At 45.3% G+C, this 24554-nt stretch carries 23 protein-coding genes; 21 read left to right on the forward strand and 2 right to left on the reverse strand.

Annotated features, from left to right (window positions below; translation table 11 throughout):
• Positions 1-43 precede the first annotated feature (43 nt).
• The 11 genes from BLS23_RS06760 (at position 44) to BLS23_RS06810 (ending at position 12508) form a co-directional block, all read left to right on the forward strand.
• Complete coding sequence (locus BLS23_RS06760; RefSeq protein ID WP_089651783.1) at positions 44-2119, forward strand: sigma 54-interacting transcriptional regulator; 2076 nt, start codon at positions 44-46, stop codon at positions 2117-2119.
• Between the two features lie 102 nt (positions 2120-2221).
• Positions 2222-3124 carry a phosphate butyryltransferase gene (gene yqiS, locus BLS23_RS06765; RefSeq protein ID WP_089651784.1) on the forward strand — a complete coding sequence of 301 codons (903 nt, stop codon included), beginning with the start codon at positions 2222-2224 and terminating at the stop codon, positions 3122-3124.
• An 11-nt stretch (positions 3125-3135) separates the two neighbouring features.
• On the forward strand, positions 3136-4239 hold the full coding sequence (gene bcd / locus BLS23_RS06770) for a branched-chain amino acid dehydrogenase (RefSeq protein ID WP_089651785.1): 1104 nt from the start codon (positions 3136-3138) through the stop codon (positions 4237-4239).
• Positions 4240-4253: 14 nt separating this feature from the next.
• The gene (buk, locus tag BLS23_RS06775; RefSeq protein WP_089651786.1) at positions 4254-5339 is read left to right on the forward strand and encodes a butyrate kinase; all 1086 of its coding nucleotides are present in this window, start codon (positions 4254-4256) and stop codon (positions 5337-5339) included.
• Between the two features lie 15 nt (positions 5340-5354).
• The gene (gene lpdA, locus BLS23_RS06780) at positions 5355-6776 is read left to right on the forward strand and encodes a dihydrolipoyl dehydrogenase (protein WP_089651787.1); all 1422 of its coding nucleotides are present in this window, start codon (positions 5355-5357) and stop codon (positions 6774-6776) included.
• Between the two features lie 19 nt (positions 6777-6795).
• Positions 6796-7788, forward strand: coding sequence for a thiamine pyrophosphate-dependent dehydrogenase E1 component subunit alpha (locus BLS23_RS06785; RefSeq protein WP_089651788.1), 993 nt, complete (start codon positions 6796-6798; stop codon positions 7786-7788).
• Between the two features lie 15 nt (positions 7789-7803).
• Entirely contained in the window at positions 7804-8787 is a 984-nt protein-coding gene (locus tag BLS23_RS06790; RefSeq protein ID WP_089651789.1) for an alpha-ketoacid dehydrogenase subunit beta, read from the forward strand.
• Between the two features lie 19 nt (positions 8788-8806).
• The gene (locus tag BLS23_RS06795) at positions 8807-10126 is read left to right on the forward strand and encodes a dihydrolipoamide acetyltransferase family protein (protein WP_089651790.1); all 1320 of its coding nucleotides are present in this window, start codon (positions 8807-8809) and stop codon (positions 10124-10126) included.
• Between the two features lie 311 nt (positions 10127-10437).
• Positions 10438-10869: a BrxA/BrxB family bacilliredoxin gene (locus BLS23_RS06800; protein WP_089651791.1), complete on the forward strand. Its 432-nt coding sequence runs from the start codon at positions 10438-10440 to the stop codon at positions 10867-10869.
• A gap of 132 nt (positions 10870-11001) precedes the next feature.
• Positions 11002-11952 carry an aromatic acid exporter family protein gene (locus tag BLS23_RS06805; protein ID WP_089651792.1) on the forward strand — a complete coding sequence of 317 codons (951 nt, stop codon included), beginning with the start codon at positions 11002-11004 and terminating at the stop codon, positions 11950-11952.
• A 37-nt stretch (positions 11953-11989) separates the two neighbouring features.
• The gene (locus BLS23_RS06810) at positions 11990-12508 is read left to right on the forward strand and encodes a L,D-transpeptidase (RefSeq protein WP_089651793.1); all 519 of its coding nucleotides are present in this window, start codon (positions 11990-11992) and stop codon (positions 12506-12508) included.
• 58 nt (positions 12509-12566) lie between these two features.
• Here the strand turns inward: BLS23_RS06810 and prli42 are convergent, their stop codons facing one another.
• Positions 12567-12680 (reverse strand): stressosome-associated protein Prli42, encoded by a 114-nt coding sequence (gene prli42 / locus BLS23_RS21705; protein WP_226590761.1) that lies wholly within the window; start codon positions 12678-12680, stop codon positions 12567-12569.
• A gap of 177 nt (positions 12681-12857) precedes the next feature.
• Here prli42 and BLS23_RS06820 point away from each other — a divergent pair, with 177 nt between their 5' ends.
• The 4 genes from BLS23_RS06820 to BLS23_RS06835 all read left to right on the forward strand — a co-directional run bounded on the left by BLS23_RS06820 (position 12858) and on the right by BLS23_RS06835 (position 18086).
• Positions 12858-14513: an acyl-CoA mutase large subunit family protein gene (locus tag BLS23_RS06820; protein ID WP_089651795.1), complete on the forward strand. Its 1656-nt coding sequence runs from the start codon at positions 12858-12860 to the stop codon at positions 14511-14513.
• A gap of 15 nt (positions 14514-14528) precedes the next feature.
• Entirely contained in the window at positions 14529-15341 is an 813-nt protein-coding gene (mce, locus tag BLS23_RS06825; RefSeq protein WP_089651887.1) for a methylmalonyl-CoA epimerase, read from the forward strand.
• A gap of 2 nt (positions 15342-15343) precedes the next feature.
• Positions 15344-16891 carry an acyl-CoA carboxylase subunit beta gene (locus BLS23_RS06830; protein ID WP_089651796.1) on the forward strand — a complete coding sequence of 516 codons (1548 nt, stop codon included), beginning with the start codon at positions 15344-15346 and terminating at the stop codon, positions 16889-16891.
• A gap of 70 nt (positions 16892-16961) precedes the next feature.
• The gene (locus tag BLS23_RS06835) at positions 16962-18086 is read left to right on the forward strand and encodes a M20/M25/M40 family metallo-hydrolase (protein WP_089651797.1); all 1125 of its coding nucleotides are present in this window, start codon (positions 16962-16964) and stop codon (positions 18084-18086) included.
• Positions 18087-18273: 187 nt separating this feature from the next.
• On the opposite strand, the gene BLS23_RS22120 is transcribed toward BLS23_RS06835, so the two are convergent.
• The gene (locus BLS23_RS22120) at positions 18274-18396 is read right to left on the reverse strand and encodes a hypothetical protein (RefSeq protein WP_279615119.1); all 123 of its coding nucleotides are present in this window, start codon (positions 18394-18396) and stop codon (positions 18274-18276) included.
• Between the two features lie 435 nt (positions 18397-18831).
• On the opposite strand from BLS23_RS22120, the gene BLS23_RS06840 reads away from it, so the two are divergent.
• The 6 genes from BLS23_RS06840 to BLS23_RS06865 all read left to right on the forward strand — a co-directional run bounded on the left by BLS23_RS06840 (position 18832) and on the right by BLS23_RS06865 (position 24476).
• Positions 18832-20079: a DNA polymerase IV gene (locus BLS23_RS06840; protein WP_089651798.1), complete on the forward strand. Its 1248-nt coding sequence runs from the start codon at positions 18832-18834 to the stop codon at positions 20077-20079.
• Between the two features lie 59 nt (positions 20080-20138).
• The gene (locus BLS23_RS06845) at positions 20139-20267 is read left to right on the forward strand and encodes a YpzI family protein (RefSeq protein WP_089651799.1); all 129 of its coding nucleotides are present in this window, start codon (positions 20139-20141) and stop codon (positions 20265-20267) included.
• Between the two features lie 18 nt (positions 20268-20285).
• Positions 20286-20435 (forward strand): small acid-soluble spore protein P, encoded by a 150-nt coding sequence (locus BLS23_RS06850; protein ID WP_089651800.1) that lies wholly within the window; start codon positions 20286-20288, stop codon positions 20433-20435.
• A gap of 123 nt (positions 20436-20558) precedes the next feature.
• Positions 20559-20783 (forward strand): DUF3892 domain-containing protein, encoded by a 225-nt coding sequence (locus BLS23_RS06855; protein WP_089651888.1) that lies wholly within the window; start codon positions 20559-20561, stop codon positions 20781-20783.
• Positions 20784-21540: 757 nt separating this feature from the next.
• The gene (locus BLS23_RS06860) at positions 21541-22242 is read left to right on the forward strand and encodes an ABC transporter ATP-binding protein (RefSeq protein ID WP_089651801.1); all 702 of its coding nucleotides are present in this window, start codon (positions 21541-21543) and stop codon (positions 22240-22242) included.
• Positions 22239-24476 carry an ABC transporter permease gene (locus BLS23_RS06865; protein ID WP_167356024.1) on the forward strand — a complete coding sequence of 746 codons (2238 nt, stop codon included), beginning with the start codon at positions 22239-22241 and terminating at the stop codon, positions 24474-24476. Before BLS23_RS06860 ends, BLS23_RS06865 begins: the two co-directional genes overlap by 4 nt.
• Positions 24477-24554: the final 78 nt, after the last annotated feature.

Consider the following 24554-nt stretch of genomic DNA (forward strand, 5'->3'; position numbering starts at 1 on the left):
AGGGTACGATAAAGTTACGCAAAAAGTTGCAGGGTGTGGTGAAATGAAACGTGTGTTGATTGTCGGAGCAGGGAAAGGTGGAACCGCCCTGTTGAAATTGTTGAAGAAAATGGACCGTATGTTAGTGATTGCGGTAACGGACATCGACCCAAATGCACCGGGGATAGCGCTTGCTGAGAGTTACGGGATTTCTACAGACCGCCGCTGGCAGGATTGGATACATAGAGAGATCGATATCGTGATCGAAGCTACAGGGGAAGAACATGTGTTTAATGAAATCCGTGAAACCAGAAAACGCTCGACGGTTGTCATTCCAGGCTCGGTAGCTTATGTGACCGCAGAATTATTGGAAGAAAAGGAATCGCTTGTGCAAAAATTGAAACAGCAGACGGAAAATCAGCACCTGATTTTGAACAGTATTCATGATGGGATGATTGTGATAGATGAGGAAGGGAAAGTTTCATTTATCAACCGAAGTGCGGAGCGCATCGTAGGTATGGGGCGGTCATCTATGATTGGAGAACCCATAAATGAAATCATTCCGGATTCGAGGCTTCCTCAAGTCCTCGCCTCCCGCGAAGAAGAAGTGAATCAGAAGCTTGCCTTAGGAAATGGGAAGAAAGTAGTGACTACAAGAATTCCGATGATCGGGCAAAATCAAAGGGTGATCGGTGCTTTTGCTGTTTTCAAAGATATTACGGAAGTAGTCAATCTTGCTGAGGAAATCACAGATCTTAAAGAAGTGAAAACGATGCTTGAGGCCATCATTCATTCTTCGGATGAGGCGATTTCGGTTGTCGATGAAAATGGAAGCGGTTTAATGATTAATCCTGCATATACGAGGATTACCGGACTCTCTGAAGAAGAAATCGTTGGAAAGCCCGCAACGGTCGATATATCTGAAGGAGAAAGTATGCACATGAAAGTCCTTCGCACAAGAAGGCCTGTCCGGGGGGTTCGTATGAAGGTAGGGCCTTCGAAAAAAGATGTCCTCGTTAATGTCGCCCCTGTTATCGTGGATGGAAAGTTGAAGGGGAGTGTCGGGGTCCTTCATGACGTTTCGGAAATCCAAGCATTGACGAGTGAACTCAAAAGAGCGAGGCAAATCATTCGCAGTTTGGAAGCGAAGTACACGTTTGATGATATCATCGGAGATTCCCAGGAAATGACCTTGGCTCTTGAACAAGCGAAAGTCGGTGCACGCACGCCTGCTTCCGTCTTGTTGAGAGGGGAATCGGGAACCGGGAAAGAACTTTTCGCCCATGCGATTCATAACGAGAGCAAGCGGCGCCATAATAAGTTTATCCGTGTCAATTGTGCGGCCATAGCTGAATCCTTACTGGAAAGCGAATTGTTTGGATACGAAGATGGTGCTTTTTCAGGAGCGAAACGAGGCGGTAAAAAAGGGCTGTTTGAAGAAGCAAACCACGGAAGTATTTTTCTTGATGAAATCGGTGAACTGACATTGCCGATGCAGGCAAAATTGCTGCGGGTGCTACAAGAGAATGAAATCATCAGGGTCGGAGGTACGAAGCCTGTCCATGTGGATGTCCGCGTAATTGCTGCCACCAATGTCAATTTGGAAAAAGCGATTATGAACAAGAATTTCCGTGAAGATCTTTATTATCGTCTGAACCGGCTTCCGATTTACATTCCTCCCCTTCGTGAAAGAATCGAAGATGTCCAGCTTTTGACCGACCATTTGATTCAAAAGCTGAATGAAGACTATGGAAGGCATGTAACCTCAGTCGATGAGGAGGCTTTTCGTATGTTGAAAGAATATGATTGGCCGGGAAATGTAAGAGAGCTAGAAAACATTATCGGCCGAGCGATGATTTATATGGAGAATATGGAAGATACGATAAAGGTGGAGCACCTTCCTCGGCTGAAAAAGGCGACGACGGAATCAGGCCGACCTACTGAAAATGCGCCATGGCTGGGAGAAACCTTGCAGCAGGCTGTAGATGAATATGAAAAGAGTTTGCTTGCCGACGCTTACCGGTCTCATGATTTTAATAAAACGAAGACAGCCAAAGCTTTAGGTATCTCCATTCGGAATTTATATTATAAATTAGAAAAATATCAACTAGACAAAAACAGCATGCAAAATTTTTCATAGTGCAGACTTTTGCAGAGGTGCAAACCTCCAGGTGAACCTATTCTGGTGTTTATAGAAGTTGGCATGAATATTGCATGTATAGAAGAGGGGAAGAGGTGACACATGAAAAAGTTAGATGAACTAGTCGATCAAATTGACCGTCGTTCACCGAAAACGGTCTCTGTTGCTCAAGCAGCAGATGATGAAGTATTGAAAGCAGTTAAAATGGCCCGGGCATCCAACCTGGCTGATTTCTTTCTTGTAGGAGATCAAACAGAGATTGAAAACAAGTCAAAAGCTGTTGGTTTGGATTTATCACAGGCAGGCATTGAAGTGATTCATGCAAGTGAAAAGGATAGTGCACAAGTCGCTGTGAAAGCCGTCCACTCCGGTGAAGCTCATGTTGTCATGAAAGGCCATATCGATACAAAATCTTTATTGAAAGCAGTCCTGGATAAAGAGTATGGGCTCAGGAAAGGTTCGGTACTGTCCCACGTGGCTTTGTTTGAAATTCCAGGCAGGGATAAACTGATTTACCTCACAGACGCAGCGATGAATATCGCGCCGAGTCTTGAGGAAAAAGCTCAAATCATCAATAATGCCGTGGAAGTAGCTACAAGGGCAGGCTGGAAGAACCCGAAGGTAGCTCCGCTGGCAGCAGTAGAAGTAGTGAACCCTTCCATGACAGCCACTCAAGATGCTGCAATGCTCACGCAAATGAACAGGCGCGGGCAACTGAAGGGCTGTATCGTGGATGGTCCCCTTGCCTTTGACAATGCGGTTGATCCAAAAGCAGCAGAACAAAAAGGAATTGTATCAGAAGTAGCGGGGCAGGCGGACATACTTGTTGTGCCATCCATTGAAGTGGCCAATGCCTTGTACAAGTCATTCATATATTTCGCCAATGGAAAAGTGGCGGGCGTAATCAGCGGCGCTAAAGCTCCGATCGTATTGACGTCCAGAGCGGATGATGCCGAGAGCAAAATTTATTCACTGGCTTTAGCTTTACAAGCCAGTCAACAATAGGAGGATTCACAATGAAAATTTTCAGCTATATGCAAGAGTACGATTACGAGCAATTGTTATTCTGTCAAGATGAACAATCAGGTCTAAAAGCAATCATCGCCATCCACGATACAACGCTTGGACCTGCTCTCGGAGGCACACGTATGTGGACATACGCTTCTGAAGACGATGCAGTGGAAGATGCCCTGCGTCTGGCAAAAGGAATGACATACAAAAATGCTGCAGCCGGCCTCAACCTTGGTGGAGGAAAAACGGTTATCATCGGTGACCCTAAAAAAGATAAAAATGAAGAGATGTTCCGTGCTTTCGGTCGTTATATCCAAGGTCTGAATGGTCGTTACATTACTGCAGAAGATGTAGGCACAACTGTTCAGGACATGGATCTTATCCATGAGGAAACGGATTATGTGACAGGAATCTCTCCTGCATTCGGCTCTTCAGGAAACCCGTCACCAGTGACTGCTTACGGAGTGTACCGTGGTATGAAAGCTGCGGCGAAAGAAGGATTCGGAACGGATTCCTTAGAAGGGAAGACGGTAGCAGTCCAGGGAGTCGGGAATGTGGCCTTTACCCTTTGTCGTCATCTTCACGAAGAAGGAGCCCATCTTGTTGTTACAGATATCAACAAAGAAGCGGTTCAGCGTGCTGTAGAAGAATTTGGTGCAAAAGCGGTTGATCCTGACGATATCTACAGTGTGGATTGTGACATTTACGCTCCTTGTGCTCTTGGTGCAACGATTAATGATGAAACGATTCCTCAATTAAAAGCGAAAGTCGTTGCTGGTGCGGCGAATAACCAGTTGAAAGAAACGAAACATGGCGATATTCTTCATGAAAAAGGCATTGTCTACACGCCGGACTATGTAATCAATGCGGGAGGCGTCATCAACGTAGCAGATGAGCTGCACGGATATAATAAAGATCGTGCGATGAAGCGCGTAGAAACTATTTATGACAACGTATCACGAGTATTTGAAATTTCACGCCGTGATAACATTCCAACATATGTAGCTGCAGACCGTATGGCAGAAGAACGGATTGAACGTATGCGCAGGTCCCGCAGTCAGTTCCTTCAAAATGGTCAACACATCTTAAGCAGAAGACAGAACGGTTAACGGGGGTTTCGGAATTGCAAACACATCGTATTCTGGTCATCAACCCAGGCTCCACATCTACGAAGATCGGAGTCTTTGATGATCAGGAAGTCGTTTTTGAAAAAACCATCCGTCATACGGCGGAGGAAATCAGTTCATACAAGCGAATCATTGATCAATATGAATTCCGTAAACGTGTCATTCTCGACGAGCTTGACCGTGAAGGCATCAACATCAGCAAATTGAGTGCCGTGTGCGGGAGAGGCGGATTGCTGCGTCCAATCGAAGGTGGGACATATGAGGTTAATGAGGCAATGCTTGAAGATTTGAAAAATGGATACAATGGAGAACATGCGTCAAATCTTGGTGGGATCATTGCGAGTGAAATTGCTCAAGGGTTGAACATAGGCGCTTATATCGTCGACCCGGTCGTGGTGGATGAACTCCATGAATTAGCCCGTGTTTCTGGTGTACCTGAAATACCAAGAAAAAGTATTTTCCATGCCTTGAATCAGAAAGCTGTCGCGAGAAGAGCGGCAGCTGATCTCCGTCTGTCCTATAAGGATGCCCGCTTGATCGTCACTCATATGGGCGGTGGAATTACAGTGGGTGCCCACGTTGGCGGCCGAGTCATTGACGTCAACAATGGTTTACATGGAGACGGACCGTTTTCACCAGAGCGGGCAGGTACCGTTCCTGCTGGTGACCTTGTTTCCTTATGCTTCTCCGGCCAATATTATCGCAATGAAGTGATGAAGAAGTTGGTAGGGCAAGGGGGTCTTATGGCTTACTTGGATACAAACGATGCCCGTGAAGTCGAAGAGATGGTTGCTAATGGTGACCGAAAAGCAAAAGTTGTCTTTGAAGCTATGGCTTACCAAATTGCCAAAGAAATCGGAAGTATGAGTGCCGTTATGGAAGGCAAAGTGGATGCGATTGCACTCACAGGTGGTCTTGCTTATGGAAAAGCGTTCGTAGAAGAAATTTCAAAACGTGTCCATTGGATTGCAGATGTCCTCGTCTATCCTGGTGAAAATGAGCTGGAAGCGTTGAATGAGGGGACGTTACGTGTCCTCAATAAAGAAGAAGTTCCAAAACAATATCCTAACTTTCAAGAATAGGAAGGAGAGTCCAAGGTGGCACAAGAATACGATTTGGTCATTCTCGGAGGTGGCACAGGCGGTTACGTGGCCGCCATCCGAGCTTCAAAATTAGGCTTGAAAACAGCGATTGTAGAAAAAAGAGAACTTGGTGGGACATGCTTACACAGAGGGTGCATCCCTTCGAAAGCTTTGCTTCGAAGTGCTGAAGTATTTAAACAAACGAAAGAAGCCGATCGGTATGGTATTTCAACAGAAAACCCAACCTTGAATTTTACGAAAGTCCAAGAACGGAAACAATCGATTGTAGACACACTACATAAAGGTGTTCAAGGATTGATGAAAAAAGGGAAAATCGATGTCTTTGAAGGTTTTGGCCGGATTTTAGGTCCTTCTATTTTTTCACCGACAGCAGGAACGATTTCTGTGGAGATGAACAATGGGGAAGAAAACGAAATGTTGATCCCTAAAAATGTGTTAGTGGCGACAGGTTCCCGTCCTAAATCATTGCCGGGACTTGAAATCGATGGTGAAGTTGTCATGAGTTCTGATGAAGCTCTTCATATGGAAGAACTACCAGAATCGATCATCATCGTCGGTGGAGGGGTCATCGGAATCGAATGGGCATCTATGCTTGCAGACTTCGGTGTGAAAGTGACGGTTCTTGAATATTTGCCACACATTCTTCCTACTGAAGACGAAGATATTTCCAGGGAAATGTTGAAGCAGATGAAAAAGAAAGGCGTCGATATTGTTACGAGCGCCAAGGTTCTTCCTGATACGATCGAGAAAGACAATGGTGTAAAAGTTGATGCAGAAGTGGACGGCGAGACGGTTACTTATGAAGCGGAACGCATGTTGGTTTCTGTCGGTAGATCAGCGAACGTTGACAATATCGGTCTTGAAAACACAGATATTCAAGTCGAAAACGGGATTATTCAAACTAATGATGTTTATCAGACGAAGGAAAGCCACATTTACGCAATCGGTGATGTTATCGGAGGCATGCAGCTGGCCCACGTGGCTTCTCATGAAGGGATGATCGCTGTTGAACATATGGCAGACCAAAATCCACATCCGATGAACCAGGATCAAGTGCCATCCTGTATCTACTCCAACCCTGAAGTTTCAAGTGTCGGTTTGACGGAAAAAGCAGCAAAAGAAAAAGGGTTTGATGTGAAAGTAGGCAAGTTCCCATTCCAAGCGATCGGGAAAGCACTCGTTCATGGAGAAACAGATGGTTTCGTTAAGATCGTAGCAGATAAAGAAAGCGATGATCTATTAGGCGTGCATATGATCGGGCCACATGTAACGGACATGATTTCAGAAGCAGCTCTGGCTCAAGTTCTTGATGCGACCCCATGGGAAATCGCTGAAACGATTCACCCACACCCAACGCTCTCGGAAGCGATCGGGGAAGCGGCTATGGCCGTCGACGGCAACCAAATCCATGGATAAATCTGAAGGAGGGATCCTCATGGCTGAAAATCGCCATAAAGCTTTAGGCTTAAGTGATGATCAAGTGTTGGACATGTTTCGCACGATGTTGTTAGCAAGAAGAATCGATGAACGAATGTGGTTGCTGAACCGCGCGGGTAAAATCCCATTCGTCATTTCCTGTCAAGGTCAAGAAGCTGCCCAAGTAGGGGCGTCCTACGCTCTTGATCGTGAAAAAGATTATGCTCTGCCTTACTACCGGGACATGGGTGTCGTTCTGTCATTCGGTATGACCGCTCAGGACTTAATGCTGTCCGGTTTTGCAAAAGCAGAAGATCCGAACTCGGGTGGCCGCCAAATGCCGGGTCACTTCGGTCAAAAGAAAAACCGAATCGTTACCGGTTCATCACCTGTTACTACACAAGTGCCGCATGCAGTAGGTATTGCTCTGGCAGGGAAGATGGAGAAGAAAGACTTTGTTTCACTCGTAACATTCGGTGAAGGTTCTTCCAACCAGGGAGATTTCCACGAAGGTGCGAACTTTGCAGGTGTACACAAGCTTCCCGTTATCTTTATGGTTGAAAACAATAAATATGCCATTTCTGTTCCAGTATCGAAACAGTTGGCGTGTGAAAAAGTTTCTGACCGTGCTATCGGTTATGGTATGCCAGGTTTCACAGTAGACGGCAATGATCCTCTAGCTGTTTATGAAGCGGTGAAAGAAGCAGCGGATCGTGGGCGTAATGGAGAAGGACCAACACTGATTGAGACTGTATCCTACCGCCTCACTCCACACTCCAGTGATGATGATGACCGTACGTACAGGGAGCGAGAAGAAGTGGATGAAGCGAAGAAAAAGGATTCGATCGTCACTTTCGCTCAGTATTTGCGTGACACAGGTGTTCTGACAGATGAAAAGGAAAAGGAAATGAATGACGAAATCAGTGAAATCGTCAATGAAGCGACTGACTATGCCGAGAATGCGGCTTATGCGGAAGCGGAATCAGCAATGAAATATGTGTACGAAGAGTAAGGAGGGGGAGCAATAATGGCAGTTATATCTTATATTCAAGCCGTCACTCAAGCTTTGAAAGAAGAAATGAAGCGGGATGAAAAAGTGTTCGTCCTTGGTGAAGATGTTGGAAAACGTGGAGGCGTATTCCGCGCGACTGATGGTCTTTATGATGAATTTGGCGAAGACAGAGTTCTTGATACACCACTAGCTGAATCCGCAATCGCTGGTGTTGGAATCGGTGCAGCTATGTATGGCATGCGTCCAGTAGCTGAGATGCAGTTCGCTGACTTTATCATGCCGGCGGTCAACCAGATTATTTCAGAAGCCGCTAAAATCCGATACCGTTCCAATAACGACTGGAGTGCTCCTATTACAATCCGCGCCCCTTATGGCGGCGGTGTCCACGGAGCCCTTTACCATTCCCAGTCCGTTGAAGCGGTTTTCGCGAATCAGCCAGGATTGAAAATTGTGATGCCATCGACTCCTTATGATGTCAAAGGTTTGTTAAAAGCGTCGATCCGTGATAATGATCCGGTCCTTTTCTTTGAACATAAACGTGCCTACCGTCTCATTAAAGGCGAAGTGCCAGATGAGGATTATACCCTTCCCATCGGCAAAGCTGACGTGAAGCGCGAAGGTTCGGACATTACGGTTATTACCTACGGCCTATGCGTCCATTTTGCCTTGCAAGCAGCAGAGAAGTTGGCTGAAGAGGGCATTGATGCACATATTCTCGATTTGCGTACAGTGTATCCTCTGGATAAAGAAGGAATCATCGAAGCGGCATCCAAAACGGGTAAAGTCCTGCTTGTAACTGAGGACAATAAAGAAGGTGGAATCATCTCAGAGGTGTCCGCAATTATCAGTGAGAATTGCCTGTTCGACCTGGATGCTCCCGTTCAGCGACTCGCAGGTCCAGACATCCCTTCGATGCCTTATGCTCCGACGATGGAGAAGCACTTCATGATGAATCCAGATAAAGTAGAAAAAGCGATGAGAGATCTTGCGGAATTTTAATTGAAGGAGGAGATTTCCTGTGGGTTTAGAAAAAATCAATATGCCTCAGCTTGGTGAAAGTGTCACAGAAGGAACGATCAGTACATGGCTTGTTCAGCCTGGAGATCAGGTGAATAAATACGATCCTATTGCAGAAGTCATGACAGACAAAGTGAACGCAGAAGTCCCATCTTCTTTTTCCGGCGTGATCAAAGAGCTCGTCGCATCCGAAGGAGATACCATCGAAGTCGGTGAACTCATGTGTTACATCGAAATAGAGGGAGCGGGGTCTGCTGAAGAACCTGAGAAGGAAGAGAATAAGCAGGCGCCTGCACAGGAAACGCCGGTGGCTGAAGAAAAACCATCAGCAGCTTCCACGAAGCCTGAGAAAAAACAGGACAAAGGCAATAAAAAGCGGTATTCTCCAGCGGTCATGACGCTTGCACAGGAACATGATATTGATTTGAATCAAGTCGATGGTTCCGGTCGCGGTGGAAGAATTACACGTAAAGATATTGAGAAAATCATTGCGAGCGGAGATATTCCAAAAGCTGGAGAAGAAAAAGCAGAAGCACCTGCCGAGCAACCTGTACAAGCAGAGCAGAAAGCTGCTCCAACTCCAGGCTCTTCGCCACAGACGCCGAATGTACAAGCCGGTGAAGGGGACATCGAGATCCCTGTCACAGGTGTCCGTAAAGCCATTGCAGCGAACATGGTGAAGTCTAAGACAGAAATTCCTCATGCATGGATGATGGTTGAAGTAGATGTCACGAATTTGGTTGAACTTCGTAATGCAAAGAAAAACCAGTTCAAGCAACAGGAAGGCTTCAGCCTGACGTATTTCGCTTTCTTTGTAAAAGCTGTCGCTCAAGCATTGAAAGAATATCCACAGTTGAACAGTATGTGGGCAGGAGAAAAGATCATTCAGCGCAAAGCCATCAACTTGAACATCGCCGTGGCTAAAGACGACCAATTGTTCGTTCCTGTTATCAAAGATGCTGATGAAAAGAGCATCAAAGGAATTGCAAAAGACATTACAGACCTTGCCAACAAAGCACGTCAAGGTAAGCTGACATCGAAAGATATGGAAGGCGGTACCTTCACCGTCAATAACACAGGCTCTTTCGGTTCCGTACAGTCCATGGGTGTCATCAACCACCCTCAGGCCGCTATTTTACAAGTAGAATCCATCGTGAAAAAGCCGGTTTATCAGAATGGCATGTTCGGAGCGCGTGACATGGTCAACCTATGTCTATCCTTAGACCACCGGGTTCTTGACGGCCTCGTCGCCGGCAATTTCCTTGCCCGTGTGAAAGAAATCTTAGAGAAAATGTCAGAAGACAACACATCTGTATACTAATGCAAAGAAGCTGTCCCCTACCATGGAGGACAGCTTTTTATCATCTTCTTCATCAAGGCTTTTTCTCTTATAGGTGATTAGTTTCGAAACTTTTATAGAAGGTATAATATCTGTGGAACTACTCTAATGGATAGAAGACTTTTGCGATTTCGAGAATCCTATATGGTAAGGGGCGTTTGGAAAGCGAGCCCTTACCAAATGTTCCTATGCTCTTTCAAGCATCTCGAAATCAACGATTAGACAATTCAATTGAAAGATGTCAGATATCTTGGTAAAATGTTCATAGCATTTCTATAAAGGGGCCATGTCAAATGGATTTTAATATTTTTATGAACGACGTTGTTTCAAAAGCACGTGAAGAAATTACACAAGCAGGATATACGGAACTGACGACACCTGAAGAAGTCGATCAGGCACTAAATAAAGAAGGTACAACCCTTGTGATGATCAACTCTGTATGTGGATGTGCAGGCGGTATTGCCCGTCCGGCGGCAGCTCATGCGATTCACTACGATAAGCGCCCGGACCAGCTGGTTACTGTTTTTGCTGGGCAGGATCGTGAAGCGACAGATCGTGCTCGCGAATATTTTGAAGGATACCCGCCTTCCTCTCCATCTTTTGCACTTTTGAAGGACGGTAAAATCCAGACGATGGTCGAGCGTCACGACATTGAAGGATTTGAACCGATGGAAGTCATCGGAAAGCTTCAACGCAGTTTTGAAGAGTATTGCGAAGAAGTATAAGAATACAATAAGCCCAGGATCTTTGTTTTTAAAACAAAGATCCTTTTTTACGTAACGCACGGTCTTTACATAATGAAACGCTTGATTTTCTTAGGTCAGTGTTATAAAGAAAGAACGGAGGTGAACACAGCAATGAAAATAGGATATCGGACAATTAAGACGGCATTGGGAACACCATTTGCCATATGGATTGCTCAGATGCTTCAGCTGGAGAATTTCGCATCAGCGGGGATCTTGACCATTCTCTGTATCCAAATTACGAGAAAACGTTCATTTTTAAGTGCGTGGCATCGCTTTTCCGCTTGTTTATTAGCGATGGGGTTTTCATTTGCCTTTTTTGAGCTATTGGGATACAATCCCATTTCGATCGGACTGATGTTATTTGCCTTTATTCCTGCTACGGTGTGGTTTAAAATCACACCTGGAATCGTAACCAGCTCAGTCATCATCCTTCACCTCTACGGTTCAGGGGATATCGGCTGGAGTATTATATGGAATGAAGTGTTGTTAATAACAGTGGGGATTGGAACAGCCTTACTGCTGAATTTATATATGCCTAGTCTGGAGAAGAAGTTGAATCAGTATCGAAAGCAGGTGGAAAGCAACTTTTCCATTATTTTGAGAGAAATTGCTCAATTTCTACGGAATGGAGATAATGATTGGACAGGCAAGGAGTTAACGGAGACCGCTAATCTTCTGGAAAAAGCCAAATCTCTCTCTTATCGAGATGTAGAAAATCATTTGTTGCGTTCCCACAATCATTTTTATCACTATTTTCATATGCGGACCAAACAGTTTGAACTCTTGGAGCGTATGCTTCCACTTGTAAGCCGTATATCGTCTTCTGACATCCACGGCATTCGCATGGCGGAGTTTTTCGATGATTTAGCCGATGCTGTCCATCCCGGGAATACAGCTGTTATCTATTTGAGGATGTTAAAAGAGATGAAAGAGGACTTCCGGGAAGACCGATTGCCGGAAACGCGGGAAGAGTTTGAAGTAAGAGCGAGTCTATTCCATTTATTAAATGAAATAGAGGACTACCTGATCATTAAGCGATCGTTCAAAAAGAGTGATGTATAGGGGGGAGAACGTGAGGGGAAACTCTTAGTAAAAGAGGATGATTAAGTTGTACAGCTTCCTTTTACTTTTCAGTTTATTAAACCCTTTACTTCCTCCTCACACACCGGCTGAGCCCGTTATTATTGTAAACAAAGCGACCCATGAGGTTGTGCTCTACCAAAGCGACAAAGTTCTCTTCAAGGCACCTGCGGCCATAGGGAAGACGAAGGACTTGACGCCGGAGGGGCAGTTCAATGTTAAAGTGAAAGCCAAAGATCCGTACTATCGTAAAAAAGATATTCCGGGTGGTGATCCAAAGAACCCACTTGGGAGCAGGTGGATCGGTTTTGATGCCAGAGGGACAGACGGTAGAATTTATGGCATTCATGGAACCAATCAGCCGGATTCCATAGGTAAATCAGTCTCGGCTGGTTGTATCCGGATGAATAACAAAGATGTCGAGGCTCTATTTGACATGGTTCCTGCTGAGGCGGATGTTTTGATTGTAGATAGTAAAAAGGAAATGCCTGATTTATATCGCTTCTGGGAAGAAAACCAATTACAGAAACAACTCTAGAAACTAAGAAAGCCGAAGAGATGGAAGTTCCATCTCTTCGGCTTTTTTCATTCATTTATTATAAGAAGAAACTCGCGCCAGCCAATGCACTAGATAGAAGCATAGACAGAATCATGACATAGATCACGACTTTCATACGGCGTTCGCGTTTTGAACGTTTTTTTGTAGCCAAGGTGTGTAACCTCCTTCTCAGTCAATCCTACTGACATTCTACCTAAAAAAGAGAAATTGGACAAGGGCGTGAAATCATTTACAATAAAATTGTGAATGATAGTAATTTTTAGATAGGTAAGCGCTTCATTTCTGGTATGCTAGTAGTGTGAATGGACTGAATAAGGAGGCCTTTCTTATGAACACATCATCAAGTGACCAACACCCGAAGCAAAAATGGGAAAAAGATGTAGAAAAAACGACGGAGCGTTTTCCGGAACGGAAAAAAGCGTTTCATACAAGTTCCGAAATTCCGGTCGAACGATTATACACGCCGGAACAGATGGATGAGGACTACATAGAGGAGATCGGCTTTCCAGGCCAATATCCTTATACAAGAGGGATTCAGCCGACCATGTATCGAAGCCGCTATTGGACGATGCGTCAATATGCAGGATTCGGATCGGCGGAAGAAACGAATGAAAGATTCCGCTATTTATTGAAACAAGGGCAGACCGGTTTATCGGTCGCTTTCGATCTGCCGACACAAATCGGATATGACTCGGATGATCCGATGGCTGATGGGGAAGTGGGGAAAGTCGGTGTCGCCATCGATTCGTTGAAGGACATGGAGCAACTCTTCGATCAGATTCCACTCGATAAAGTCAGTACATCTATGACGATTAACGCACCGGCCAGTATTCTGCTTGCGATGTACATCGCTGTTGGAGAAAAACAGGGAGTGGCTCCTGAAAAACTGACAGGGACGATTCAAAATGACATTTTGAAAGAATATATCGCTCGAGGTACGTATATCTATCCACCGAAACCTTCCATGAGGCTGATCACAGATATTTTCGGGTACTGTCAGGAACATTTACCGAAATTCAATACCATCAGCATCTCCGGCTATCACATCCGGGAAGCAGGTTCTACGGCTGTTCAGGAAGTCGCCTTTACGATTGCGAACGGCATGGCTTATGTAGATGCGGCGATTGAAGCTGGACTCGAAGTCGACCAGTTTGCGCCAAGGCTTGCCTTCTTCTTCAATGCTCACAATCAATTTTTTGAAGAAGCGGCCAAATTCCGGGCAGCTCGTCGCATGTGGGCAAAAATCATGAAAGAACACTATGGAGCAGAAAACCCGAAAAGCTGGAAGCTCCGATTCCATACACAAACAGGCGGAAGTACGCTGACGGCTCAGCAGCCGGATAACAATATTGTGCGCGTCACATTGCAGGCGCTCGCTGCTGTTATGGGGGGGACGCAAAGCCTGCATACCAATTCCCGTGATGAAGCTCTGGCTCTGCCTACCGAAGACTCGGCACGCATTGCTTTACGTACACAGCAAATCATAGCCAATGAAAGTGGCGTGGCGGACACGATCGATCCACTGGCTGGTTCTTACTACGTAGAGTCGCTCACAGATCAGATCGAAAAAGAAGCCAATGCTTACTTGGATCGCATCAAAGAATTCGGAGGAGCGGTCCAGGCCGTTGAGGAAGGGTATATGCAGCGGGAAATTCATAAAGCTGCTTATGATGCTCAAAAACGGATCGAATCGAATGAGGACATCGTCGTTGGCATGAATGAATACAAACTTGAAGAAGAAATCCATGCAGACTTGTTACGCGTGGATGAAGCGCTGGAACAAGCCCAAATCAAGAAAACACAGGATGTTAGATCTTCCCGCGATCAGGAATCTGTCAACCATTGCCTTAAGAACCTTAGGGAAGCGGCGAAAGGGAAGGAGAATGTCATGCCTCATATTGTGGCGGCGGTTAAAGTTTATGCCACAGTCGGGGAAATCGCGAACGTTTTACGAGAGGAATTTGGAGAATATACCGGAATGTAGGAAGGGATGATGAGGATGAAACCAATACGTGTACTTATAGCGAAACCAGGGTTAGATGGACATGACAGAGGAGCTTTAATTATCGCTCAAGCACTCAGAGACCATGGAATGGAAGTCATCTATACAGGCCTGCGGCAGTCGGCTGTGCAAATTGCCAGAGCGGCCATACAGGAAGACGTGGATGTCGTCGGACTTTCCTCTCTTTCCGGTGCTCACAAATCATTGTTTCCTAAAGTGGTCCAGGCACTGGAAGAGCAGGGAGCATCGGATATTCCAGTCGTCGGGGGCGGTGTCATACCTGCAGAAGATATTCCTTTTCTTGAGGAAAAAGGGGTCAACAAAATCTTCACCAGCGGGTCACCGACAGATGCCATCGCTCTTTATATTAAGCAGCTTCTGAACAAGGAAACAATAGAAGCACCGAAACGGATCGCCCATATCGGAATTGCTGTGGAAAGCATTGATGCAGCCTTACCATTTTATCAGCATAACCTTCACTTAGAGCTTGAAGCTGTAGAAGTCGTGGAATCAGAACAAGTCCGCGTGGCTTTTCTAAAAATCGGTGAAACGATGTTCGAATTGTTGGAGCCTCTGAGTGATGACTCCCCGATCCAATCGTTTTTGACGAAAAAAGGAGAAGGTGTCCACCATATCGCATTGGAAGTGGACGATCTCACAAAACGTTTGGAGCAGTATAAAGAACAAGGCGTCCGTCTCATTCATGAACAACCGAAACAAGGTGCTCATGACAGCCAGATCGCCTTTTTGCATCCAAAAGCAGCGAATGGTGTCCTGTTTGAACTATGTCAGCATGGAGAGGAGGAATAACGATGGACATTTTTGATAAAATCAATGAATTATATGATAAGCGCCGCCAAGTTGAATTAGGAGGCGGAGATGAACGGATTGACAAGCAACATGATAAAGGGAAATGGACAGCGAGGGAACGCATCGAACACCTGTTGGATGAGGAGTCTTTCATTGAGCTGAATCCATTTATTGAACATCGTCATGATGCCTTTGGGATGGACGGCAAGTCAGCGCCGGGTGAAGGGGTCGTGACAGGTTTTGGTAAAATTCATGGACGTGATGTCTATTTGTTCGCTCAGGACTTCACGGTTTACGGTGGAGCCTTAGGGGAAATGCATGCGAAAAAAATTGCCGCTGTCATGGATCTTGCTGCGAAAAATGGAACCCCTTTTATTGGCTTGAACGATTCTGGAGGGGCACGCATCCAGGAGGGTGTATCTTCCTTGGATGGGTATGGACAAGTCTTTTACCGCAACTCCATTTATTCTGGGGTCATTCCGCAAATATCGGTCATTATGGGTCCCTGCGCCGGCGGAGCAGTCTATTCTCCAGCGATCACTGATTTCGTCATCATGGTAGAAAAAACATCGCAAATGTTTATTACCGGACCGAAAGTCATTGAAACAGTGACTGGTGAGCAAATTTCTGCAGAGGACCTTGGTGGCGCTGGTGTTCATAATTCCTTGAGCGGGAATGCTCACTTGAAAACCTCTGATGAAGCTTCTGCTCTGGATGCGGTCCGGGATCTTGTCAGTTACCTGCCGCAAAACAATGAAGAACTAACCCCTGAAGTTGAAGTGGAAGTTGAAGATGATTTCAGACCTGACATCACGGATAAAATTCCTTTCGATCCGATCCGTCCTTATGACGTACGTATCGTTATCGATGAGTTCGTTGATGAGGACTCCTTTTTCGAAATTCATAAGGACTTTGCAAAAAATATCGTCGTCGGATTTGCGCGTCTGCAAGGGAAGACCGTGGGACTTGTTTGTAATCAGCCTAAATATATGGCTGGCGGCCTTGATATCGACTCTAGTGATAAAGCTGCCCGTTTCATTCGTACGTGTGATTCTTTTAATATCCCTCTCATTACATTTGAAGATGTAACCGGATTCTTCCCAGGCATCAAACAGGAACATGGGGGAATCATCCGCCACGGAGCCAAAATTTTATACGCATATTCCGAAGCCACCGTTCCGAAACTGACGGTCATTACGAGAAAGGCTTATGGAGGAGCCTATGTCGCTTTGAACAGTAAATCGATCGGGGCCGATCTCGTTTATGCCTGGCCAAATGCGGAAATTGCCGTGATGGGTCCTGAAGGCGCGGCAAATATCATTTTTGCCAAAGAAATCAGAGAAAGTGACACACCAGAAGAAACGCGGCAAAATAAAATCAATGAATACAGAGAACGATTCGCAAATCCATACGTAGCCGCAGGACTCGGGATGATCGATGATGTCATTGATCCAAGAGAAACACGGTCAACACTAATCAAAGCACTGGATATGCTGAAGAATAAACACGAAGAACGCCCATATAAAAAACACGGTAACATCCCTCTATAATTGACACCGTCCTCCAGTTCCGCTAACGTACTAAGAGGAATGTGTTTACATATGAAGGAGGAAGACATATATGGTAGCCATTAACAAAGAACGCTTGCTGGAAGAGTTCTTAGAGTTGGTACAAATCGACTCAGAAACAACGCAGGAAGCTGAAATCGCTAAAGTATTAAAAAAGAAATTCGAGGACTTAGGTTTGGAAGTGCTTGAAGATGATGCTGCCTCGATTACTGGTCACGGGGCAAACAACCTGATCTGCAATCTAGAAGGTTCTAAAAAGGACGCAGAGCCGATTTATTTCACTTCCCACATGGATACAGTGGTCCCAGGGAACGGCGTTAAACCTTCTGTAGAAGACGGGTATATCGTAACAGATGGTACGACAATCCTTGGAGCGGATGACAAAGCAGGCGTCGCTGCCATTCTTGAAGCGATCCGTTCTCTTCAGGAACAAAACGTGGAGCATGGTGACCTGCAGTTCGTCATCACCGTAGGAGAAGAAAGCGGTCTTGTTGGCGCGAAGGCTCTGGATGCTTCCATGCTCAAAGCGAAATATGGGTATGCGCTTGACAGTGATGGTCAAGTCGGAAACATTATCGTAGCTGCTCCTACCCAGGCAAAAATCAATGCGATCGTCAAAGGGAAGACGGCTCATGCAGGAGTTGCCCCTGAAAAAGGAATTTCAGCAATCACACTGGCTTCCCGCGCGATTGCTAAAATGCCACTGGGCCGTATCGATGACGAAACAACAGCGAACATCGGACGTTTTGAAGGCGGTCAAAAAACGAATATCGTTTGTGATCACGTAGAGGTCTTAGCCGAAGCCCGTTCTCTAGATCCTGAAAAAATGGAAGCGCAAGTCGAGAAAATGAAGCGAGCGTTCCAAGAAACAGCAGAGGAAATGGGTGGCGAAGTCGAACTCGATGTCGAAATCATGTACCCTGGCTACAAGCAGCAAGCCGGAGACCAGGTCGTTGAAGTCGCACGTTCTGCTGCGAAACGCATCGGCCGCGAAAGTGAACTGCTGACAAGTGGCGGCGGAAGTGATGCCAACGTCATCGCAGGCCACGGCGTACCTACAGTCAACTTGAGTGTAGGATACGAAGAAATCCATACAACCAACGAACGCATGCCTGTGAGCGAGCTTGAAAAAATCACAGAGTTCGTAACAGCGATCGTTGAAGAAGTCGCACAATAACAAAAGTGGACTCCCTGAAATTTCAGGGAGCCTTTTTTTTGATTCACATTACAGTTTTATACATAAGCTCCCGATTGTGGAAGACTCGATTTCGAGACTTTTGTTGAGTGGATGGGGGCGGGGGGATGACTCGCTTTCCATGGGAGCGCAATGAGCACATACCACGCATCCTTAAAGGAAGCCTTGCCTAGTTGAAATAATGAATGACAATTCCTGGCCATGGATACGGGGTCAGGGAAACGACGATTTGCAGTGCTTTGAATCCGTCAGTAGAAAAACACACACGTTCGTGTCTCCATTCGTTTTTCATGCGGACGTTTCCCAGACCCTGTTCCCACGCCTTATTCGCGCAGGATCTATGGTTAAAACGACTCTATAACGGCGTGTGTGAACAGGTCTTCATTACAAAGCTCGGTTACTGTTAGAGGGATTTTGAGAACCTCGTATGGTAAAGGGGCGGAGGGAAACGGTGAGACTCCTGTGGGAAGTGCGTGGTAGATGAGACCCCGCAGAGCGTGAGCTCGAGGAGGCTCATCACTCGCCCACGGAAAGCGAACCTTTTCCCGGAGCCCCTAAATTCTCACAATAGTCTCGAAATCGAGTCTTACACAATCCTGCCAGTTAGTTCAATAACACGATTATGAGTTTTATGTATTAGACAAACAATAAATGAAGCGTTGAGGAACAATAATGAAGCTTAGCATGGTATAATAGAGAACAAATGTTCCAATGGAGGAAGAACGTTATGCAGTCCAAATGGTATCCCAAAAAAGGACGCGTCATTTTTCATGTCGATATGAACAGTTTCTATGCATCTGTGGAAGCAGCTTTTGATCCATCATTAAAAGGAAAGCCGCTTGCCATTGCAGGAAACCCTGAAGAAAGACGCGGAATTATTGTCACAAGCAGTTATGAAGCCCGCAAGTACGGGGTTAAAACGACGATGCCTTTAGGAGAGGCGAGAAGGTTGTGCCCTGATTTGATTGTTATGGGGCCGACGTTTGAACGATACCGTACAGCATCAAAAGAGATGTTCAAGATCTTAGCTGATGTGACGCCGCTCGTACAACCTGTTTCCATTGACGAGGGTTATATGGATATTACCAACTGCGCGGAACAAGGTTCCCCTCCAGAAATAGCCGAACGTATCCAGCAGCGGATTAATGAAGAACTCGATCTTCCATGCAGTATCGGGATAGCTCCAAATAAATTTTTGGCAAAAATGGCTTCTGATATGAAAAAGCCTATGGGAATTACGATCTTACGGAAAAGAGATCTTGAAACAAAATTATGGCCTTTACCGATAGAAGAAATGTACGGAGTCGGGTCGAAAACAGCAGAGAAATTAAGGAAAGTCGGCATAGAAACCATTGGGGATTTAGCCAAACACCCTGTCCTTGAGTTGAAGGGTGTTCTTGGAATCAATGGAGAGCGACTAAAAAATAGAGCGAATGGAATGGATGATCGGCCTGTTGACCCTGAGGCTGTTCATGAATTTAAAAGTATCGGCACATCAACAACGCTTCCACAGGATACGACGGATGACACGGAGGTACAAACGGTCATTCGCAGACTTTCCAATAAAGTGGAAGGTCGGATGAAAAATAAAAAGGTTCTTGCGAGAAATGTGCAGTTGACGATTCGTTATCATGATCGTAAAACAGTGACACGTAGTCGGCAGCTGCAGGAATTCATCCATTCGTCTGAAGATCTTTTTCAAGTGGCGATGCAATTATTCGATGACCACTGGAATCAGCAGCCTGTTCGTCTGCTCGGCGTTACCGCGAGCGACCTGGCGGAGAAATCAGAAGTCAGTCAACAACTTGATCTCTTTAATTTTGAACAATATGCCAGCAAGGAAAAATTGTATCAAACGATTGATGATCTGACTGAGAAATACGGCAAAAACCCTTTCCGTAACCTCAGTAATCCTACGAACCCCCAAGTGAATACGAGCTTTCAAAAGGACTTTCTCGACGATTTCAAAAAATGATTCCCAGGCATAGCCTCCATTTTCTTTTCCATACTAAAAGGGAAGGGAGGCGTTCTAGAATGGGTAGAGATCGACAAGAGAAAAAGTTGAAAAAATCCGGCAGAGTGGAGTCCGACCGTGATCAGCGCCTAAGTTATCCAGGTGCGACCGCGATGGAGGGGCCTGAAGCAGCTCGTAAACGCAGATAATCAAGGAGGCGGATTTTTATGGGTAGACGCATGGGACCAAAACAACAGGAACAACCGAACTTACCACTAGGGCCGAAACAAGCATACGGGGAACCGGCTCAAGGATCTCATAAAGTGAAAAACAGGCAGCATTCGCGTCAAAAACAAAAATCTTCTCACGATATGTAAGATGAAAAGGCAGCCTTTTTGGCTGTCTTTTTTATCTATTAAAACATCCAATTATCTCCACAGGAATGATGCTCATATTATCTAGGTTCTTGGACAAAATAATTCTTGAGGAGGTTGAGAATGATGCCAGAACGAATTGTCGCCGTTAGAAAAAACGGGCAAGGTAGCATTGTTGAAATGCAACTGTCGTCAGGACAAGTGATCGATTATAAGCGAGCACATGAAATGGCGCGCAGTGGTGAACTGGAACACGTGAACCTCATTCGAGGCAAAGATGGAGAAGACCATCTGCGCAGTGAACCAGATGGCATTCAATCCAACAACTTGGACAACCTTCCATCTTTCTAATAGAGAACCCAGGCAAAGCCTTGCGCTTGCCTGGGTTTTCTTTCGTTAAAGCTCCCGTTTGTGGAAGACTCAGTTTCGAGACATTTGTTGAGTGGATGGGGGCTGCGGGGAATGGCTCGCTTTCCGCGGGAGCGCGGTGAGCCTCCTCGGACTGCGTCCTGTGGGGTCTCACCATGCACTTTTTTCCCACAGGAGTCTCCCCATTCCCCTCCGCCCCTTTACCATAAGAGTATCTCGAAACCACACTTTCAGAATAAGCAGCTTTCCGGCGTAATGAAAGGTAATGGGTTCAACTTACAACCAAGCAGTCATTTTAACCCTAACGCTTGCTATAGAGCGCTTTTTAACTAGAATGCAGTGGTTATGGAAGACGCTCTATTTGTGTATGTGGGTTCGTTATTCACATATATCGAATGGGGTGGTTGGGAAGCTGCGAGACTCCCGTGGGAGAAAGGAGATAGGCGAGATCCCGCAGGACGAAGTCCGAGGAAGCTCGCCACTCCCCCACAGGAAAGCGAGTAGCTTCCCAGCCACCCCTGACGCTCAACACGGCAACGAACCCCCAAAAACATCTCGAAATCGAGTCTTCAAGAATCCTGCCATTTTCTTCAACAACAATAGTGAGTGGGATGATAAATAATGAAATATATACATATAAATATTTCAAAAAGTTATTGACTTCTTTTTTTATTGAGGTACACTAAAAATGAAATAAATGATGTATTTTATTACAAAACTTTTAATTGGAGATGATGATATGGCAATCTTCGCAAATCAAGTCAATAAAACGTATCAGAGCGGAGAAGTGAAAGTTCAGGCGCTGCGCCAGGCGTCATTAGAAGTACCAGATGAAAAAATCGTAACGATTCTTGGGCCTTCAGGGTCAGGAAAATCAACGCTGCTTAATGTCATTGGGGGAATCGACCGTTACGATTCAGGGTCAATCAAAGTAGGAGACACGGTTCTTGATCAATTGAAGGATCGCCAACTTACTGATTACCGACGGAAATTCGTAGGGTTCATTTTTCAGCAGTATAATTTAATTCCAACACTGACCGTCGAAGAAAATGTTGAAGTGGGTCGGGAATTGAGCCAGCAGCCGCTCGACATGAAAGACACGCTTGAAAAAGTGGGCATGTGGGATAAGAAAGATAAATTCCCTTCTCAATTGAGCGGTGGTGAACAGCAGCGTGTCGCAATCGCGAGAGCACTGATTAAAAACCCGCAGATTTTACTTTGTGATGAACCAACAGGCGCCCTTGATGAAGAAACAGGGAAAAATATCTTGAAGTTGTTGAAGTTCGTAAATGAGCAGTACGGAACAACGGTTTTAATTATCACCCATAACCAGGGAATCGGTGAGATGGCTCATTCTGTTATCCGAATGAAAAGCGGTGAAATTGTTGATTCCTATGAAAACGAAAATCCTGTCCACCCAGAGAAGGTGACATGGTCATGATTTTAAAGAAATCTGTGTACCGGACATTAAAAGAAAAGAAATTTCAATATGCCGGGGTGGCCGTTCTTCTTTTACTTGCAGTTATGCTTTATGTATCCTTATCCATGGCCATTACGACACTGGAATCAAGAAATGAAACATTTTCGGAGGACTATAAACAGGAAAGCTTTCATTTTGTAGCTGGTGGGAGTTTTACAGATGAACAGCTCTCTTTATGGGAAGATGAGTACAATGTGACTTTAGAGAAACGTAAGTATGCTGATTTTGAGGTCGATGATTCGACGTTACGTGTGTTTACGACTACGGAATCTGTTAATATCCCTTATATCGCTGAAGGGAAAGCACCAACAGGCGATCAACAACTGGCTGTATCCAAAGTGTATGCGGAGAAACATCAGTATCAGTTGGGCGAAACCATTACAATCGGTGATGGTGAATTTGAAATTACAGGCTTCGTCTATTTACCCGATTATATTTATATGATCGAGCAAATGACAGATTTGTTAGCGGATGCTGAAAAATTTGGGATCGCGGTCGTTTCCCGCACAAGTTTTTCCGGGGCAAATGGACAGACGGAAATTCTAGGATGGACAGGAGATGGAGATGTTCCTAATGGGTTTAGGGAAGCGGTAAGTGAAGAAACGGCTCTTTTGCAATTCGTCCATTCAGACGATAACCCTCGCATCGGTTTTGTGGAAACAGAAATCGAAGGCGCCAAAGGTATGACCACTACATTACCGCTGTTCATTCTTGCCCTCTCAATTGCCATGGTATTGATGCTCATGAAGCGACGGATGGAAATGCAGAGAAAAGAAATTGGTACGCTCATGGCCCTTGGTTACCGTAAGAAAGAATTGGTCCGTCATTATTTAGGGTATGCCTGGGTCATTGGATTGGGAGGAACTGTCGGTGGTTTAACTGCAGGTGCAGGTCTTTCTGTACCGCTCTCGAACCTTTATGCAAACTACTTTAACTTACCGGCCCTCTCGATGTTTGACTGGGATCCTTTTGTTATTGTTATAGGATTTGTCCTTCCTTTATTGCTTTTGATCTTACTCACGACCTTCGTTATCAGTCGGACGTTACGAACAGAACCACTGACGCTACTGAGGCCAAAAGAGGTCTCCAGTGGGAAAAAATCCTGGCTAGAAAAACTTCCACTTTTACAAAAAGGAGGTTTTATTCGCAGGTTCCGGTTGAGGTTATTGGTGAGAAACAAAGCGAGAAGTGTCTATATTTTTATCGGGGTAATGTTCTCTACCGTTTTATTATTGTTTGGATTGATTACGTTTAATAGCATGGACCAGCTCGTAGAAACGACGTATAAGGAAATTTTGAAATACGACTATGCTGTCCACTATCAATCGTTGATGACAGAAGAAACGAAGGATGAACAAAGTCCTTTTACAATGAATGAACTTGGTGTCGTAGATCAAGATGTGAAAATTACGGCTTACGGAATGGAAAAAGATAATGAGTTTATTCAATTGAGTGCTGAGGGTGAAAGTCTGGAATCCGATATATCCGAAGGAGCGATTATAAGTGCCCCTCTAGCTGCCGTACTTGGGATAGGGGAAGGGGATGAAATTAACCTCGAAAACTCCTTGAACTCGGATACGATGCAGGTGGAGGTCGCTGCAGTAGCCGACCTGTATATTGGGAATAACCTGTATCTTCCTCGCGAGAAATTGAACGATTTCCTTGGTTTCCCTGATGAAGCCTATACAGGGACCTGGCAAAACAAGTCTCCGGAAAATAGCGAAAATGTTTATATGGTAGAAGATAAGCAGAAGGCGATAGACAGCTTTGAATCGACGACAGGCGCAACTAGAGCTTCTGTGGCCGGAATGGCCGTGTTTGCTGTATTAATTGGAGTGATTGTTCTTACTTTGCTCACCAACTTGATTGTTGAGGAAAATTCACCTTCGATTTCGTTGTTTAAAGTGATGGGCTATCATGACAAGGAAGTCTCTAAACTTGTCTTGAGTGTGTATACCCCTATCGTACTGATCGCTTACTTTGTTTCAATCCCGCTCGCGAGTTTGAGCTTGCAGCAAACGATGAACACACTCGTTCAAGAGACCGGTTTTCTTATGCCGACAGATGTTGCGTGGTGGATGGTCGTGATTGGGTTCATTGTTATCATGCTTACGTATTGGCTCTCTCTTGGGCTATCTAAACGAAAGTTGAAGAATGTATCGTTACAGGAAGCATTGAAAAAGCAACAAGACTAGAGAAAAAGGACAGCGGTCCGGCCGCTGTCCTTTTTCGCGCGCAAGAAGTCTGGAACGCGCGCAAGAAGTCTGGAACGC

Source organism: Halobacillus aidingensis (assembly GCF_900104185.1).
Lineage (GTDB): Bacteria > Bacillota > Bacilli > Bacillales > Halobacillaceae > Halobacillus > Halobacillus aidingensis.

Excerpts from the sequence above, each read along its gene's own strand:
- BLS23_RS06850 (WP_089651800.1), top strand. The coding sequence starts at position 20,286 with ATGGGTAGACGCATGGGACCAAAACAACAGGAACAACCGAACTTACCA.
- BLS23_RS06805 (WP_089651792.1), top strand. The coding sequence starts at position 11,002 with ATGAAAATAGGATATCGGACAATTAAGACGGCATTGGGAACACCATTT.
- BLS23_RS06865 (WP_167356024.1), top strand. The coding sequence starts at position 22,239 with ATGATTTTAAAGAAATCTGTGTACCGGACATTAAAAGAAAAGAAATTT.
- BLS23_RS06830 (WP_089651796.1), top strand. The coding sequence starts at position 15,344 with ATGGACATTTTTGATAAAATCAATGAATTATATGATAAGCGCCGCCAA.
- BLS23_RS06860 (WP_089651801.1), top strand. The coding sequence starts at position 21,541 with ATGGCAATCTTCGCAAATCAAGTCAATAAAACGTATCAGAGCGGAGAA.
- BLS23_RS22120 (WP_279615119.1), bottom strand. The coding sequence starts at position 18,396 with ATGAAAAACGAATGGAGACACGAACGTGTGTGTTTTTCTACTGACGGA.
- BLS23_RS06840 (WP_089651798.1), top strand. The coding sequence starts at position 18,832 with ATGCAGTCCAAATGGTATCCCAAAAAAGGACGCGTCATTTTTCATGTC.
- BLS23_RS06790 (WP_089651789.1), top strand. The coding sequence starts at position 7,804 with ATGGCAGTTATATCTTATATTCAAGCCGTCACTCAAGCTTTGAAAGAA.
- BLS23_RS06820 (WP_089651795.1), top strand. The coding sequence starts at position 12,858 with ATGAACACATCATCAAGTGACCAACACCCGAAGCAAAAATGGGAAAAA.
- BLS23_RS06800 (WP_089651791.1), top strand. The coding sequence starts at position 10,438 with ATGGATTTTAATATTTTTATGAACGACGTTGTTTCAAAAGCACGTGAA.
- mce (WP_089651887.1), top strand. The coding sequence starts at position 14,529 with ATGAAACCAATACGTGTACTTATAGCGAAACCAGGGTTAGATGGACAT.
- BLS23_RS06810 (WP_089651793.1), top strand. The coding sequence starts at position 11,990 with ATGATTAAGTTGTACAGCTTCCTTTTACTTTTCAGTTTATTAAACCCT.
- BLS23_RS06855 (WP_089651888.1), top strand. The coding sequence starts at position 20,559 with ATGCCAGAACGAATTGTCGCCGTTAGAAAAAACGGGCAAGGTAGCATT.
- bcd (WP_089651785.1), top strand. The coding sequence starts at position 3,136 with ATGAAAATTTTCAGCTATATGCAAGAGTACGATTACGAGCAATTGTTA.
- BLS23_RS06835 (WP_089651797.1), top strand. The coding sequence starts at position 16,962 with ATGGTAGCCATTAACAAAGAACGCTTGCTGGAAGAGTTCTTAGAGTTG.
- BLS23_RS06845 (WP_089651799.1), top strand. The coding sequence starts at position 20,139 with ATGGGTAGAGATCGACAAGAGAAAAAGTTGAAAAAATCCGGCAGAGTG.
- yqiS (WP_089651784.1), top strand. The coding sequence starts at position 2,222 with ATGAAAAAGTTAGATGAACTAGTCGATCAAATTGACCGTCGTTCACCG.
- BLS23_RS06760 (WP_089651783.1), top strand. The coding sequence starts at position 44 with ATGAAACGTGTGTTGATTGTCGGAGCAGGGAAAGGTGGAACCGCCCTG.
- BLS23_RS06785 (WP_089651788.1), top strand. The coding sequence starts at position 6,796 with ATGGCTGAAAATCGCCATAAAGCTTTAGGCTTAAGTGATGATCAAGTG.